Here is a 15042-nt window from a genome sequence, read left to right on the forward strand (position 1 = left end):
ACGCCAGATGACTGACTACACCTGGTTGCTGGTGGCGCTGCCGCTGGCAGGTGCCGCGATCTTGCTGTTCGGCGGCAGACGCACCGACGCCTGGGGGCATTGGCTGGGTTGCGCGGCGGCCCTGTCGGCATTCGGGGTGGGCGCCACGCTGCTCGCCGGCATGCTCGGCCGCGACGTGCCGAACCGTGCCATCCACCAGAAGGTGTTCAGCTGGATCCCAGTCGGCCAGCTGCAGGTCGACTTCGGACTGCAGATCGACCAGTTGTCAATGTGTTTCGTGCTGTTGATCACCGGCGTCGGCTCGCTGATCCACATCTATTCGGTTGCCTACATGGCTGAAGACCCGGACCGGCGCCGGTTTTTCGGCTATCTCAACCTGTTTCTGGCCTCGATGCTGCTGCTGGTCGTGGCCGACAACTACGTGCTGCTCTACGTCGGCTGGGAAGGCGTCGGCCTGGCGTCCTACCTGCTGATCGGTTTCTGGTACCACAAGCCGTCGGCGGCCACCGCGGCCAAGAAGGCCTTCGTGATGAACCGGGTCGGTGACGCCGGTCTGGCGCTGGGCATGTTCCTGATGTTCAGTACATTCGGAACTCTCTCGTATGCCGGGGTATTCGCCGGTGCGACGGGCGCTTCGCGTGGCACGCTGACCGCGATGGGCCTGCTGTTGCTGCTGGGCGCGTGCGCCAAGTCCGCGCAGGTTCCGCTGCAAGCCTGGTTGGGCGACGCGATGGAGGGCCCCACCCCGGTGTCGGCATTGATCCACGCGGCCACCATGGTGACCGCCGGCGTGTATCTGATCGTGCGGTCCAACCCGCTCTACAACCTCTCGCCCGACGCGCAACTGGCCGTCGTCACCGTCGGCGCAATCACGTTGCTGTTCGGGGCGATCATCGGCTGCGCTAAGGACGACATCAAACGCGCCCTGGCGGCATCCACGATCAGCCAGATCGGCTACATGGTGCTGGCCGCCGGCCTGGGCCCGGCCGGCTACGCATTCGCGATCATGCACCTGCTCACCCACGGTTTCTTCAAGGCCGGCCTGTTCCTCGGGTCCGGCGCGGTGATCCACGCCATGCACGAAGAACAGGACATGCGACGTTACGGTGGCCTGCGCGCTGCGCTGCCGGTCACCTTCGTCACATTCGGCTTGGGATACCTGGCAATCATCGGCGTGCCCCCGTTCGCGGGCTTCTGGTCGAAGGACGCCATCATCGAAGCCGCGCTGGGTGCCGGCGACACTCATGGATACGTGCTGGGCGGGGCAGCGCTGCTGGGCGCGGGCATTACCGCGTTCTACATGACGCGGGTGATGCTGATGACCTTCTTCGGCGAAAAGCGCTGGGCCCCAGGCCTGCATCCACACGAGGCACCCGGATTGATGACGTGGCCGATGATCCTGCTGGCCGTCGGCTCGGTGTTCTCCGGCGGACTGTTCATGGCCGGCGGCAGCCTGCAGCACTGGCTCGAACCGGTCGTCGGAGTTCATGAAGAGGTCGCCCACGCCGTTCCGCGCCTGGTCACCACCGGACTTGCGCTGGCCGTCGTCGCGGCCGGAATCGTGGTGGCCTACCGGATGTATGGCGGCAAGGTGGAGATCCCCAGGGTCGCCCCAGTCGAAGTCTCGGTGCTGACCACCGCGGCACGCGCCGATCTGTACGGCGATGCCTTCAACGAGGAGGTGTTCATGCGCCCTGGTGGGCAGCTGACCAACGGGCTGGTCGCGGTCGACAACGCGGGCGTGGACGGCTCGGTCAACGCGCTGGCGGGGCTGGTGAGCCTGACCTCGAATCGGCTGCGGCGATTGCAAACCGGCTTCGCGCGCAACTACGCGTTGTCCATGCTGGCCGGCGCCGCCCTGGTGGTCGCCCTGCTGCTGGCGGTGCAGCTGTGGTGAGCGGCAACATACCCTGGCTGACGGTGCTGTGGCTGGTGCCGCTGGCCGGTTCCGTGCTGATCATCCTGCTGCCCCCGGCGTGGCGGGAGCTGGCCAAATGGACCGGCCTGTTCGTCAGTGGGCTCACGCTGGCGGTGGGCGTCGTCATCATGGTCGGCTTCGACACCACCGACGGCGCCCCTTACCAGTTCGTCGAAAGCCACAGGTGGATACCGGCATTCGGTGCCGGCTACACACTCGGGGTGGACGGCATCGCGGTGGTGTTGGTGATACTGACCGCAGTGCTCATCCCGCTGCTACTGGTGGCCGGCTGGAACGACGGAGGCGAGCGCACCCGCGGAGTGCATGCCTACGTCGCCCTGACGCTGGCGATCGAGTCGATGGTGCTGATCTCCGTCGTCGCGCTGGACGTATTGCTGTTCTACGTGTTCTTCGAGGCCATGCTCATCCCGATGTATTTCCTCATCGGCGGCTTCGGCCACGGCCCCGGACGGTCGCGCGCCGCGGTGAAGTTCTTGCTGTACAACCTGTTCGGCGGGTTGATCATGCTGGCGGCGGTAATCGGGCTGTATGTCGTGACCTCGCAGCACGGCTCGGGCACCTTCGACTTCCAGCAGATCGTGACCGGGTTCCGTATCGGCTACTACCGCGCGGACCCCGCGGTGATCAAGGCGCTCTTCCTGGGCTTCATGTTCGCCTTCGCCATCAAGGCCCCGCTGTGGCCGTTCCACCGCTGGCTGCCCGACGCCGCAGTCGAGTCCACACCGGCCACCGCCGTGCTGATGATGGCGGTGATGGACAAGGTCGGCACCTTCGGCATGCTGCGCTACTGCCTGCAGCTGTTTCCCGGCGCCTCAACGTATTTCCGTCCGCTGATCGTCGGACTGGCCATCGTCGGGGTTATCTACGGTGCGATCGTCGCGATCGGCCAGACCGACATGATGCGACTGATCGCCTACACCTCGATCTCACACTTCGGGTTCATCATTGCGGGCATCTTCGTGATGACGACTCAGGGACAGAGCGGGTCGACGCTCTACATGCTCAACCACGGCCTGTCCACCGCAGCGGTGTTCCTCATCGCCGGCTTCCTGATAGCCCGGCACGGCAGCCGAACCATCTCCGACTACGGCGGCGTCCAGAAGGTGGCGCCCATCCTGGCCGGCACTTTCCTGGTATCGGCCATGGCGACCCTGTCGCTGCCCGGCCTGGCCCCGTTCATCAGTGAATTCCTGGTGCTGCTGGGCACATTCAATCGCTACTGGCTGGCGGCGGCATTCGGCGTCACTGCCCTGGTCCTATCGGCCATCTACATGCTGTGGCTCTATCAGCGGATGATGACCGGGCCGGTGGCCAAGGGCAACGAACGGATCCGTGATCTGGTGGGGCGCGAGATGGTTGTCGTGGCACCGCTTATCGCGTTGCTCTTCGTGCTCGGGGTCTACCCCAAACCGGTGCTGGACATCATCAACCCCGCGGTTGAGAACACCATGACCACCATCGGCCAGCATGATCCTGCGCCGCGCGTGCCGCCGGGTCAGGCCGCCCCCCGCCCAGCCGAAGGACCGCACCGATGACCCTGCCTACCCCCAGCGTCGAGTATTTCCTGCTGTCCCCCATGCTCATCGTGTTCGCGGTCGCGGTGGTCGGGGTGCTCGTGGAAGCGTTCGTGCCGCGGCGGGCCCGTTACCTCGCCCAGGTCACGCTTGCCCTCGGCGGTTTGATCGCAGGGTTCGTCGCCATCATCTTCGTAGCCAGGACACTGGGGGCCTCCGGCCGTTCCGCGGTGCTGGGCGCGGTGGCCGTTGACCGACCGACGTTGTTCCTGCAGGGCACTGTTCTACTAGTTGCGGTGTTGGCCGTCATCTTCATGGCCGAGCGCAACGCGCGGGTAGCCGGGCAGACCAAAGTCCCTGTGGCGGCGGGGCATTCGGGATTGGACTCGTTTACCCCGCAAGCATCCGCGGTACCCGGCAGCGACACCGAGCGCGAGGCGGAACAGGCAGGGGCGGCCCAGACGGAGCTCTTCCCACTGGCCATGCTGTCTGTCGGCGGCATGATGGTATTCCCCGCGTCCAACGACCTGTTGACGATGTTCGTTGCGCTGGAAGTTCTTTCGCTGCCGCTGTACCTGATGTGCGGGCTGGCCCGCCACCGCCGCCTGCTGTCGCAGGAAGCGGCGATGAAATACTTCCTGCTGGGCGCGTTCTCGTCCGCCTTCTTCCTCTATGGCGTCGCGCTGCTCTACGGCGCGACCGGCACCCTGACCCTGCCGCTGATCCGTAAATCGCTTGCGGCGCACGGCGATACCTCGCTGGCCCTGGTGGGCGTCGCCCTGCTGTCGGTCGGCCTGTTGTTCAAGGTGGGCGCGGTGCCGTTCCACTCCTGGATTCCCGACGTCTACCAGGGTGCACCCACCCCGATCACGGGGTTCATGGCCGCGGCCACCAAGACCGCAGCGTTCGGCGCGCTGCTTCGGGTGGTTTACGTGGCGCTGCCGCCGCTGCACGACCAGTGGCGACCGGTGCTGTGGGCGATTTCGATCCTGACCATGACGGTGGGCACCATCACCGCGGTGAACCAGACCGACGTCAAGCGGATGCTGGCCTATTCGTCGGTCGCTCACGTCGGTTTCATCCTCACCGGGGTGATCGCCGACAATCCCGCAGGACTGTCGTCGACGTTGTTCTATCTGGTCGCTTACAGCTTCAGCACCGTCGGCGCGTTCGCCATCGTCGGCCTGATCCGCAATGCCGACGGCGTAGAGGACGCCGATCTTTCCCACTGGGCCGGGCTCGGCCAGCGCTCCCCCATCGTGGGCGTGATGATGTCAATGTTCTTGCTTGCCTTCGCAGGCATCCCGCTGACCAGTGGATTCGTCAGCAAGTTCGCCGTGTTCAAGGCAGCCGCCGAGGGTGGCGCCGTACCGCTGGTAGTCATCGGTGTGGTCTCCAGCGGTGTGGCCGCGTACTTCTACGTGCGAGTGATCGTGCTGATGTTCTTCACCGAGGGATCGGACGACACTCCGCACGTTTACGCGCCGGGTATCCTCAGCAAGGCCGCTATCGCGGTATGTGCCGCGGTCACAGTCGTTTTGGGTATCGTCCCGCAGCCGCTGCTCGACCTGGCCAACCAGGCCGCCCAGTTGCTGCACTGATGACCAGTGTCGCTGATCCCGTTCCCCCACAGGATCTTTCCGGCATCGTCGGACACCGCTTCATCTACTCCTACGCCAACGGCTGGCAGTACGAAATGTACGTCAAGAACGACACCACTATCGACTACCGCATCCACTCTGGCCACGTCGGCGGCCGGTGGGTCAAAGACCAGCAGGTCACCCTGGTCCAACTCGACGACGACAATTTCAAAGTGTCGTGGACCGAACCGACCGGCACCTGCGTGGCGGTCAACGTCTTGCCGGCCAAACGTCGAATCCACGGCGTGATCTTCTTCCCGCAGTGGGTCCGCACACACGGCGAGCGCACGGTCTGCTTCCAAAACGAAAATCTCGACCAGATGCGCACGTACCGTGACCAGGGGCCCACCTATCCCATCTATGAAGTCCCCGAATTCGCTTACATCACGCTGTTCGAATTCGTCGGAAGCAATGACGAGACCATCATCGACACCGCGCCCCAGGACCTACCGCCTGGATGGTCCAGTCGCACCAACTAGCCCACACCGGGTTTTTACGGCTGACAGCTCAGCCCAGAAACGGCCGCGTGGCCAGTAGGTAGATCGCCAGCACCGCCAAGGGTGCCACCAAAGGCAACCACGGCAAGTGCAACGGGAACACCGTCGCCACTAATCCCGCGAACGTAAAGCCCACGGCGGCAATGATTGTCGGTCCACTGCCCAGAACGGTGCCAACGGGTGTGCCGATGGCGTGCCGGCACACCAGGTAAGCGGCAGCGCAAAGTCCGGACACCGCGGCGACCGTCGCCGGCGGACCGGACAGCACGATGGTGCCGGCCGCGAGCAGCACGGCAAGCGTCGCGGCCGGCCGGTAAGCCAGGCCGACACCCGCCGCGATGAGCGCTGCCACTCCAGCGGCGAACGCCAGTCCATGGGAGCCGAGCGCGGCCGAACTAACCATGAGGAGCCCGAAAACTGCTGCCAGAGCACGGGCTCCAGGTTGGGTAGCCATATCAGCGCTATCTCCTTATCCGGCGACGGCGGTCGGGCAGCGCACTCATCGACTGTTCCAGCGTGTCCTCGCCGTGCCAGGCGATTACGTCGACGCCGAGGGTCGCCATGTCGCGGTACATCGCGGAGCGTTGCAGTGCCCACATCCGGATCACCAACGGCTCCTGATCGTCCTCGAAGGGCGAGCTGTCCAGAACGTCGACGGCCGCCACGACGTGGCCGCGCTTGCGGAGATCGATCAACGCCAGCGCAAACTCAGTGTCCAGCAGCGTGGAGAACGCGATCACGATCGCACCGGCGGGAATAGCCGCGCGCGGCGCCAGTGTCCCCGTTGTGCTTTCGAACCGGTCGCCGGCGTCGAGCACGGTGTCGAGGATCCGATAGAACTGGCGCTGGCCGATGTCGGCGCCGAGCCATCTCGGGCGGTTACCACCCAGTGCGACGACCCCCGCGCGGTCGCCACTACGCAACGCCGTCTGCACCACCTGGGCAGCGCCCCGCACGATCCGTTCGGTCGCCTCGGTCGCCGGGCCCGGCGGCTGCTGGTAGGTGTCGATCAGCACCACCACATCAGCGGCGCGGTCGGTCAATCGCTGCGTCACATGCAGCCGGCCACGGCGCGCGCTCACCGGCCAGTTCACCGCGCGCAGTTGGTCCCCGGGAACGTAGGCGCGGATGTCGGCGTATTCCACGCCCGGGCCGATGTAGCGGGTGAGGTGGGTGCCCAGGCGGTCTAACAGCTCGGTCTGTGGAATTGCCGTCGACTGCGGTGGCGTCAACGGAAACACGATGACATGTGCGGCATCAACCGTCCCGGTACCCGTCAGCAACCCGCCGCGCGCGACCACGTCCACCCGCGCCCGGATCGGGTAACGGCCCCACCGTTGCGCCACTGCCACAACCGATTTCCGCTCGGCCTGCTCGGCCACCTCGAGCTGCATTCCATCGGGGGCCGAGACGGTGAGTTCAACTCCCGGCACTCCGCGGGTTTCCGGTGGTGAGCCAGATTGTTCGGTGGCCCAGACCGTCAACCGCGCCGGCTCGGTTTCGAAGAGCCGCTGCGAGTCCGGCTCACCGTACACTCGTATCTTCGGCACGGGCCGCTGCCAGGTGATCGAGCACAACACACCGAGCAGTGGCGCCGCGAATGCGATCAGCTGCCAGCGAGCGCCGATAACCGCTGCGGCCAAGGCGAATCCGGCGCAGGTCGCGATCGCCCGAGTTAATTTCGATGCCCGCCAGCGTAACTCGACTTCCTGACTTTCGATCACGCCGGATCCGCCCGATATCTCATTTCGTGCGCGGAACGGGCAAGCGCCGCAACAGTTCCCCGACGACGTCGGCGCCCTGGATCTTTCGTACCCACATCTCAGGCCGCAAGGTGATCCGGTGCGCCACCGCCGCCGTGGCGAGCGCCTTGACATCTTCGGGGATCACGTAGTCGCGGCCCAACAGCAGGGCCCGGGCACGGGCGAGTTGAACCAGGTCGAGTTCGGCTCTGGGACTTGCGCCCACCGCCACCTGTGGATGATGCCGGGTCGCGTTGGCCAGCGAGACCACATAGTGCAACACGTCCTCGTGCACGGTCACCTGCTCCACCGATTCGCGCATGGCCAGCAGATCGTGGGCGTCCACGACCTGATTCACCGTCGCCTCGGCCGAACCGCGTTCAAGGCGGCGGCGCAGCATCGCGGTCTCGTCGCTCTCCGAGAGGTAGCGCAATTCCAGCCGGATCGCGAACCGGTCCAGCTGGGCTTCCGGCAACGGATACGTGCCCTCGTACTCGATCGGGTTGTCGGTAGCCAGGACGATGAAAGGCGTTGGTAGCTTATGGGTTTGGCCGTCGATGCTTACTTGGCCTTCAGCCATCGCCTCCAGCAACGCGGCCTGGGTCTTGGGCGGCGTGCGGTTGATCTCGTCGGCGAGCAGCAGGTTGGTGAAAATGGGCCCGGCGCGGAATTCGAAATGGCCCGACTGCATGTCGTAGATGGTCGAGCCGAGCAGGTCCGCCGGCAGCAGGTCGGGTGTGAACTGGACGCGGGTGAATTGCAGGCCCAATGCGGAAGCGAAGGATCGGGCGATCAAGGTCTTGCCCAGACCGGGCAGATCTTCGATCAGCACATGGCCGCGCGCCAGGACCGCGGTGAGGATGAGGGTGAGCGCGGAGCGCTTCCCGACCACGACCCGTTCGATTTCGTCGAGCACCGCCTCGCAATGGGAGGTGGTTTTACTAGGCGCCCAAGCGGCCGGCATAGTCATATCTCGGTGGCGCCTCTCATCACACCTGCTCCAACCTGTGCAGAATCTCCTCGAACGTCGCCCGACCCGGGCCCGGCGCGCGGTCCCCGGTACGAGTGACGTTGTTCGGATTCACCCATTCCCACAATGGGCCGAACAACATTCGGCCGGTCGCGTGAAAGGCCGTGGGATCCTTGGCCTGTCCATGGCCGGTGGCGATCTCGAAACGCCGGGCCAGCATCGGACGCAGATGCCGGTCCCAGTCCGCACGGGTGGACTCCGACCACCGGATCGTCGTTTCGGTGCTGGCCAGCCAGCGGCGCAACCCGCCGCCGAGATCGTCGGGATTACCGTCGTCTTCGGGTCCGGCCTGGTGTCCCACCAGCCGGCGAACGTTGAGTAGCACCAGGGCCACCGCAACCCCCGCCCCCGCCAGCACGAACCGACGGTCTTGCAGGATCAGCGCCAGCAACTCGATCCCGACAATCAGGCAAACCCCCAGAGCGATAAGCCTTTTCATGCTTTGCCCCGGATGCCGGTGCGCGGCGCGAGTTCATCGAGAACCAGCCTGAATACCTGCAGCGCCACCTCGCGGTGGCCTTCGTTCATCACGTGCGGGCTGAACCGGGCCTCGGCGAACAGGTTCACCAGTTGCACTGCGTTGTCGACATGCAGCGCATGGTGTTCGACGGCGCGGGCCAGCACCTCGGTGGGGGTGTCGAAGTCCTGAGGGACGGCATCGGGGACATTCGCGAGCTCGCGTTCCATCGCCGCATAGCAGGCGATGATCGCCTCTCGCGGTTCGCGGCTGAGGTCGCCCATCTCGGCAAGCCCGACTTCGGCCGCACGGACCAGCGACTCCGAATCCGGCGGCAGCGCCGCTGATTCGACATAATCGTCGACGACGGTTGCCGGTGTGGCCGCGTGCCGGCGTCGACGTGACATCAGGATCGCTCCGGCGACGATGATCAGCATCATCGGAACCGCGCCCGCCAGCAGAACTTTGAACATATCGCCCCCGCCGCGAGGCGGATTTTGCGACGGCGACGGCGTCGGTGTTGCGGTGCCGGTGGCCGGCGCGGAAGCGGTCGGGTTCGTGCTGCTCACCGACGAACTGACGTCGTGCGGAGCGGTCAATCGGGCCAGCAGCAATGCGATCAACAGCCAGGCAACGACGACCGCGAATCCGATCAGCAGCACCCGCCAATTCGTTCGGCCCCGGCCGCCGCCCAGCATCTCGGATAGTTCGCGCGTGTGCGGCGCCACCGCCTGTGGATCTCGCAACCGCGCAATGACAGCTATGGCCACCAAGGCCAGCGTCACGCTCAATATCGCCACGATGATCATGAACGCCGCACGATTGCCGATCAGCTCGTGTGGCGAACGATCCTGGGCCGGAAGGTATCCGCGCAGGGCAGCAGCTACGAGCAGCAACAGCACAATCAGGACAACGACGCGCCCCGTGGGCTTCTCAGTCACGAGGTCGCCAATACCGGCTTGCGCGCAAGGATCCGGCGCAGGGCCACTGTGGCTTGCAGTCGCGCCGGCGCCGTACCGAGGCAGGCGATCGCCCCATAGCCGAAGGCTAGCGGCGCCGACCCACCCGGGTCCAGTTTGCTTAGGTCGTGGCGGAGGCAGCACTCGTCGGCCGGGACGTGTACAGTCGAACGTATGTTCGAATCCCTGACCTTTCTGGATCCCTCCGCCGACGAGGCCGGGTTGATCGCACGTATCGCTGAACTCGAACGCGCCAAGTCCGCGGCCGCCGCGACCCAGGCCCGCGCGGCGGTCCAGTTGGACACGGCGCGTCGGGCTGCGGAGGCCGACGCCGGTGTCCCCGCCGCGCGGCGCGGGCGCGGGGTAGCCAGCGAGATCGCGCTGGCACGCCGCGACTCCCCGGCCCGCGGTGGCCGGCATCTGGGGTTGGCCAAGGCGTTGGTGCAGGAGATGCCCCATACCCTGGCGGCGCTGGAATCCGGGGTGCTGTCGGAATGGCGGGCGACGTTGATTGTGCGCGAGTCCGCCTGTCTGAAAGTGGAGGATCGTCGCGCCCTGGACACCGAGTTGTGCGCCGACCCGGCCAACCTGGTGGGCATGGGTGATGCGCGGATCACCGCGTCCACGAAGGCCATCGCCTACCGGCTGGACCCGCACGCCATCGTCGAGAGGGCCGCGAAGGCCGAAAACGACCGCACCGTCACCATCCGGCCCGCACCGGACACGATGAGTTATGTGACCGCGCTGCTGCCGGTCGCTCAGGGCGTGGGGGTGTATGCGGCGTTGCGCCGCGCCGCGGACACCACCTTCGATGGGCGCTCGCGCGGGCAGGTGATGGCCGACACGTTGATCGAGCGCATAACGGGCGTGCCCGCCGCGGTGCCCGCCCCGGTCGCGGTCAACCTGGTGCTCACCGATGAGACCCTGTTCGGCGGCAACCATGCGCCGGCCGAACTCGGCGGATACGGTCCCATCCCCGCCGCGGTCGCGCGGGCGATGGTTGACTCGGCCGTCACCGACCGACGTTCGCGGGCCACCCTGCGCCGGCTGTATGCCCATCCGCGCAGCCGGGCACTGATCGCCATGGAATCACGGGCGCGGCGCTTCCCGCGCGGGCTGGCCCGCTTCATCGACCTGCGAGACGAGCGCTGCCGCACTCCCTACTGCGATGCCCCCATCCGCCATCGCGACCACGCTCAACCCTGGGCCCACGGCGGGCCCACCACCGCCGCAAACGGACTCGGGTGCTGCGAACGCTGCAACTACACCAAAGAAGCCCCCGGCTGGCACGTCAGCACCGGCAACGACGAAAACCACACCCACACCGCCGAATTCACCACACCCACCGGCGCCCGCTACCGATCCACCGCCCCACCACTACCGGGCCGCCCGAGAATCGACATCAGCGAAATCGAGACCGCCGTCAGAATCACCATCGCCCGCCACGCCGCCTGACAACTAATCGAGCGTGAACGGGCGGAAGCTACCGTCTAGGACCTGGTGATGACCAATGGTGCGCCCGGTCACCTGGGCCGGATCGGCCAGCACCAGTTGCACCGCTGCCTGCGCGAACTCCTCAGCCGGCGCGGTGTCGACGAACTCGCGTGCGTAGTAGGACAGGCCCGGCGTCATGATCGGCTTCGACGGCGACAACGCATTCACCGCGATGTTGTGATCGGCGAGATCGAACGCCGCGCACTGGGTGAGATGCTCGAGCGCGGCCTTGGAGCCGCCGTAACCCGGCAGCACGCCGGCGCTGCGGTCGGGATAGGGCCCATCGCCGGGCATGCGCGAAGCGACCGAGGTGATGTTGACAATCGAGCCGCCACCGGCGGCAAACATGTCGGGACAGACCAGTTGCATCAGCTCGTAGGCGGCGAACACGCCGATGTCGAAATGCCGCCGGTATGCAGCCAACGGCGTGCTGACGAACCCTGGCCAGCCGGGTTTTTCGCCGCTCGGCTTGACGCGCGGCCGCGTGTCGCGCCCCGGCCGACCGGGCGCGGTGAACGCAGCGTTGTTGATCAGAATCGTGATGGGACCCAATGCATCTCGCGCGGACGCAACCAACCCGGCGACATCATCGCGGTCAGTCAGGTCGGCCCGCACCGCCACCGCGCGCCCGCCTGCCGCTTCGATGTCGGCGACCGTCTGACCAATGGTGCCGGGCAATCGGTCGTCCCACACCTGCTCGGTACGCCCGGCGACGGCCACCGCCGCGCCGTCGGCCGCCAGTGCCAGCGCGATGGCCCGGCCCAGTCCGCGGCTGCCACCGGTGACGATCGCGGTCCGGCCCGCAAGCCGTGGGCGCGCCGGGGGTGGCGGCGGGGATGTCACCGCGTCACCCCGTGCACCAGGATGGCGGTGGTCTGCTCCACCCACGCGTCGTCCAGCTTTTCGTCGGGGCGCAGCAGCATCCGCAGCATCGTCGTTCCCCCAATCAACTCGATCAACCGGTCCGGGTCCACATCCGGATGCGCCTCGCCGCGGTCGACCGCCTCGCGCAGCCGAACCCGCACCGCGGTGAACAGGTCCGCGAAGCGCGACATCACTCGGGCGTTGAGCTCGGCGTCGGCCGTCATGTCAGCCACCAGTCCCGGCAACGCGGCGCGGACCACCGGGGTGGTGAAGACATCGCGCGTGGCCTCGATCATCATCCGGATGTCCGCGGCGATATCACCCGCCGGAGCCTCCAGCGCGGTGGGCGCGACCGGGAACGCCGCCTCGTGCACCAACTCAGCCTTGCTCGACCAGCGCCGGTACAGCGCCGATTTGGTGGTTCCCGCGCGCTCGGCGACGGCGGCCAGACTGAGATTCGAATATCCGATCTCCACAAGCAGTTCCGCGGTCGCGGCCAAGATAGCCGAGTCGATGCGCGGATCGCGGGGCCGCCCGGCGCCGGGGGCCTTGTCAAGGGAGGACGGGTCTGCTTTCATAACGCTACCTACCGTATCGTAATTACCTCGCGAAGGAAGCACCTGTGGCCAATGAACCCGCGGTCGAAGATGTGGGCCGCATGCAGCGCTCCAGCCGGGACACAGCCACTGTCCCGAGCCTGATGTCGCGTTGGTTGTCGTCGGTGCTCCCCGGTGGTGCGACACCCGAGGTGGCCGTGGAGAGCGGCGTGGACTCGACGGGCATGTCGTCGGAGACCATCATCCTGACCGCCCGCTGGCCGGAGAACGGCCAGCTGGTCGAGCAGAAGCTGGTGGCCCGGGTCGCCCCAACCACAGAAGACGTGCCGGTGTTCCCCACCTACCGGCTCGACCATCAATTCGAGGTCATCCGGAAGGTCGGCGAACTGACCGACGTCCCCGTCCCCCGGGTGCGCTGGATCGAGACCACCGGCGAGGTGCTGGGCACACCGTTCTTCCTGATGGACTATGTCGACGGCGTGGTGCCGCCGGACGTCATGCCGTATACGTTCGGCGGCAACTGGTTTGCCGACGCGCCCGCCGAGCAACAACGCAAGCTGCAGGATGCCTCGGTCGGGATATTGGCGACGTTGCACTCAATCCCGAACGCGGAGAATACATTCGGTTTCTTGACCGCAGGCCTGCCCGGTGATACCGCGCTGCGCCGGCACTTCGGCTGGGTGCGGTCGTGGTATGACTTCGCGGTGCCCGACATCGGCCGCTCACCGTTGGTGGAGCGCAGTTTGCAATGGCTGCAAGACCATTGGCCCGACGAGGCCGCCGTCCGAGAGCCGGTCCTGCTGTGGGGTGATGCCCGGGTAGGCAACGTGTTGTACCGCGACTTCGTACCGGTGGCGGTGCTGGACTGGGAAATGGTGACGCTGGGCCCGCGCGAGCTCGACGTCGCCTGGATGATCTTCGCGCACAAGGTATTCGAGGAGCTCGCCGGCTTAGCCGGGCTGCCGGGCCTGCCCGATGTCATGCGCGAGGAAGACGTCCGCGCCACCTACCAGCGGCTCACCGGCGTGGAGCTCGGTGACCTGCACTGGTTTTACGTGTACTCCGGCGTCATGTGGGCGTGTGTGTTCATGCGGACCAGCTCGCGGCGGATTCACTTCGGTGAGCTCACCAAGCCCGACGATATCGAGTCGCTGTTCTACCACGCATCTTTGATGAAACGCCTTATCGGAGAGGACAACTAATGCTCGGCCCACTCGACGAGTACCCCGTACATCAGGTTCCCCAGCCAATCGCCTGGCCCGGCTCGTCGGACCGCAACTTCTACGACCGTTCCTACTTCAACGCCCACGACCGCACCGGCGATATCTTCGTGATCAGCGGCATCGGCTATTACCCCAATCTCGGCGTGAAGGACGCGTTCTTCCTCGTCCGCCGCGGCGATACCCAAACGGCGGTACACCTTTCCGATGCCATCGATCAGGACCGGCTGCACCAGAACGTCAACGGCTACCGCGTCGAGGTCATCGAGCCACTGCACCAGGTGCGGATCGTTCTCGACGAAACCGAGGGCATTGCGGCCGATCTCACCTGGAACGGACTGTTCGACGTGGTCCAGGAGCAGCCGCACATCCTGCGCTCGGGCAACCGGGTGACGCTGAACGCACAGCGGTTCGCCCAGCTCGGCAGCTGGAGCGGCCGGCTCGTCGTCGACGGGGAAGAGATCGCCGTTGATCCCGCGACCTGGATCGGCAGCCGCGACCGGTCCTGGGGCATCCGGCCCATCGGGGAGCCCGAACCGGCGGGCCGTCCCGCCGACCCGCCGTTCGAGGGCATGTGGTGGCTCTACGTGCCGATCGCGTTCGACGACTTCGCCATCGTGCTCATCATCCAGGAGGAGCCCAACGGGTTTCGCTCACTCAACGACTGCACCCGGGTGTGGCGCGACGGGCGCGTCGAACAGCTGGGCTGGCCGCGGGTCAAGATCCACTACCGCTCCGGCACCCGCATCCCGACCGGGGCCACGATCGACGCCACCACTCCGGACGGCATACCGGTCCACTTCGACGTCGAGTCCAAACTGCCGGTGCCGATCCATGTCGGCGGCGGCTACGGCGGCGACTCGGACTGGTTGCACGGGATGTGGAAGGGCGAGAAGTTCCTCGAGCGGCTGACCTACGACATGACCGACCCGGCGATCATCGCCAGGTCCGGCTTCGGCGTCATCGACCACGTCGGCCGGGCGCTGTGCCGCGACGGCGACAACGATCCGGTGGAAGGCTGGGGGCTTTATGAGCACGGCGCACTGGGCCGTCACGACCCGTCCGGCTTCGCCGACTGGCTGACGGTCGCCCCCTAAGCACGAAAAAGGTTGCCCCAAGCCCGCATTCG

Annotated in this window: 14 protein-coding genes and 1 pseudogene; 7 read left to right on the forward strand and 8 right to left on the reverse strand. The window is 66.3% G+C overall.

Annotated elements, in window-relative coordinates; all coding sequences use genetic code 11:
• The first annotated feature begins 7 nt into the window (after nt 1-7).
• Genes nuoL through A9W99_RS17200 form a run of 4 tightly spaced genes read left to right on the forward strand, consistent with a single transcriptional unit; the run spans nt 8 to nt 5572 of the window.
• A complete protein-coding gene (nuoL, locus tag A9W99_RS17185; protein WP_067380436.1) occupies nt 8-1897 on the forward strand; it encodes an NADH-quinone oxidoreductase subunit L in 1890 nt (629 codons plus the stop codon).
• Entirely contained in the window at nt 1894-3474 is a 1581-nt protein-coding gene (locus tag A9W99_RS17190; protein WP_067380903.1) for an NADH-quinone oxidoreductase subunit M, read from the forward strand. The genes nuoL and A9W99_RS17190 overlap by 4 nt, the downstream gene beginning before the upstream one ends.
• Entirely contained in the window at nt 3471-5054 is a 1584-nt protein-coding gene (nuoN, locus tag A9W99_RS17195) for an NADH-quinone oxidoreductase subunit NuoN (protein WP_067380439.1), read from the forward strand. The genes A9W99_RS17190 and nuoN overlap by 4 nt, the downstream gene beginning before the upstream one ends.
• Entirely contained in the window at nt 5054-5572 is a 519-nt protein-coding gene (locus A9W99_RS17200) for a phenolic acid decarboxylase (RefSeq protein WP_067380442.1), read from the forward strand. Before nuoN ends, A9W99_RS17200 begins: the two co-directional genes overlap by 1 nt.
• A gap of 28 nt (nt 5573-5600) precedes the next feature.
• On the opposite strand, the gene A9W99_RS17205 is transcribed toward A9W99_RS17200, so the two are convergent.
• From A9W99_RS17205 to A9W99_RS27350, 6 genes and pseudogenes are all read right to left on the reverse strand, one after another.
• Nucleotides 5601-6044 carry a hypothetical protein gene (locus A9W99_RS17205; protein ID WP_067380445.1) on the reverse strand — a complete coding sequence of 148 codons (444 nt, stop codon included), beginning with the start codon at nt 6042-6044 and terminating at the stop codon, nt 5601-5603.
• 7 nt (nt 6045-6051) lie between these two features.
• Nucleotides 6052-7314, reverse strand: coding sequence for a DUF58 domain-containing protein (locus A9W99_RS17210; protein WP_067380448.1), 1263 nt, complete (start codon nt 7312-7314; stop codon nt 6052-6054).
• A gap of 19 nt (nt 7315-7333) precedes the next feature.
• Nucleotides 7334-8302, reverse strand: coding sequence for a MoxR family ATPase (locus A9W99_RS17215; RefSeq protein ID WP_067380451.1), 969 nt, complete (start codon nt 8300-8302; stop codon nt 7334-7336).
• Nucleotides 8303-8321: 19 nt separating this feature from the next.
• A complete protein-coding gene (locus A9W99_RS17220; protein WP_067380454.1) occupies nt 8322-8801 on the reverse strand; it encodes a hypothetical protein in 480 nt (159 codons plus the stop codon).
• A complete protein-coding gene (locus tag A9W99_RS17225) occupies nt 8798-9760 on the reverse strand; it encodes a DUF4129 domain-containing protein (protein ID WP_067380457.1) in 963 nt (320 codons plus the stop codon). Before A9W99_RS17225 ends, A9W99_RS17220 begins: the two co-directional genes overlap by 4 nt.
• Nucleotides 9761-9768: 8 nt before the next feature.
• Nucleotides 9769-9879 (reverse strand): annotated as a pseudogene (locus A9W99_RS27350) (cytochrome P450); the annotation flags it as partial.
• A gap of 73 nt (nt 9880-9952) precedes the next feature.
• On the opposite strand from A9W99_RS27350, the gene A9W99_RS17230 reads away from it, so the two are divergent.
• Nucleotides 9953-11233: an HNH endonuclease signature motif containing protein gene (locus tag A9W99_RS17230; RefSeq protein WP_067380460.1), complete on the forward strand. Its 1281-nt coding sequence runs from the start codon at nt 9953-9955 to the stop codon at nt 11231-11233.
• A 3-nt stretch (nt 11234-11236) separates the two neighbouring features.
• Here A9W99_RS17230 and A9W99_RS17235 read toward each other — a convergent pair whose 3' ends face one another.
• Together A9W99_RS17235 and A9W99_RS17240 are read right to left on the reverse strand one after the other, a co-directional pair.
• Complete coding sequence (locus A9W99_RS17235; protein WP_067380463.1) at nt 11237-12115, reverse strand: SDR family NAD(P)-dependent oxidoreductase; 879 nt, start codon at nt 12113-12115, stop codon at nt 11237-11239.
• Nucleotides 12112-12714: a TetR/AcrR family transcriptional regulator gene (locus tag A9W99_RS17240; RefSeq protein WP_067380466.1), complete on the reverse strand. Its 603-nt coding sequence runs from the start codon at nt 12712-12714 to the stop codon at nt 12112-12114. The genes A9W99_RS17235 and A9W99_RS17240 overlap by 4 nt, the downstream gene beginning before the upstream one ends.
• Nucleotides 12715-12758: 44 nt before the next feature.
• Here A9W99_RS17240 and A9W99_RS17245 point away from each other — a divergent pair, with 44 nt between their 5' ends.
• On the forward strand, nt 12759-13895 hold the full coding sequence (locus tag A9W99_RS17245) for a phosphotransferase family protein (protein ID WP_067380469.1): 1137 nt from the start codon (nt 12759-12761) through the stop codon (nt 13893-13895).
• Entirely contained in the window at nt 13895-15010 is a 1116-nt protein-coding gene (locus A9W99_RS17250) for a hypothetical protein (protein ID WP_067380471.1), read from the forward strand. Before A9W99_RS17245 ends, A9W99_RS17250 begins: the two co-directional genes overlap by 1 nt.
• Nucleotides 15011-15042 lie beyond the last annotated feature (32 nt).

Source organism: Mycobacterium sp. 1164966.3, assembly GCF_001665395.1.
Lineage (GTDB): Bacteria > Actinomycetota > Actinomycetes > Mycobacteriales > Mycobacteriaceae > Mycobacterium.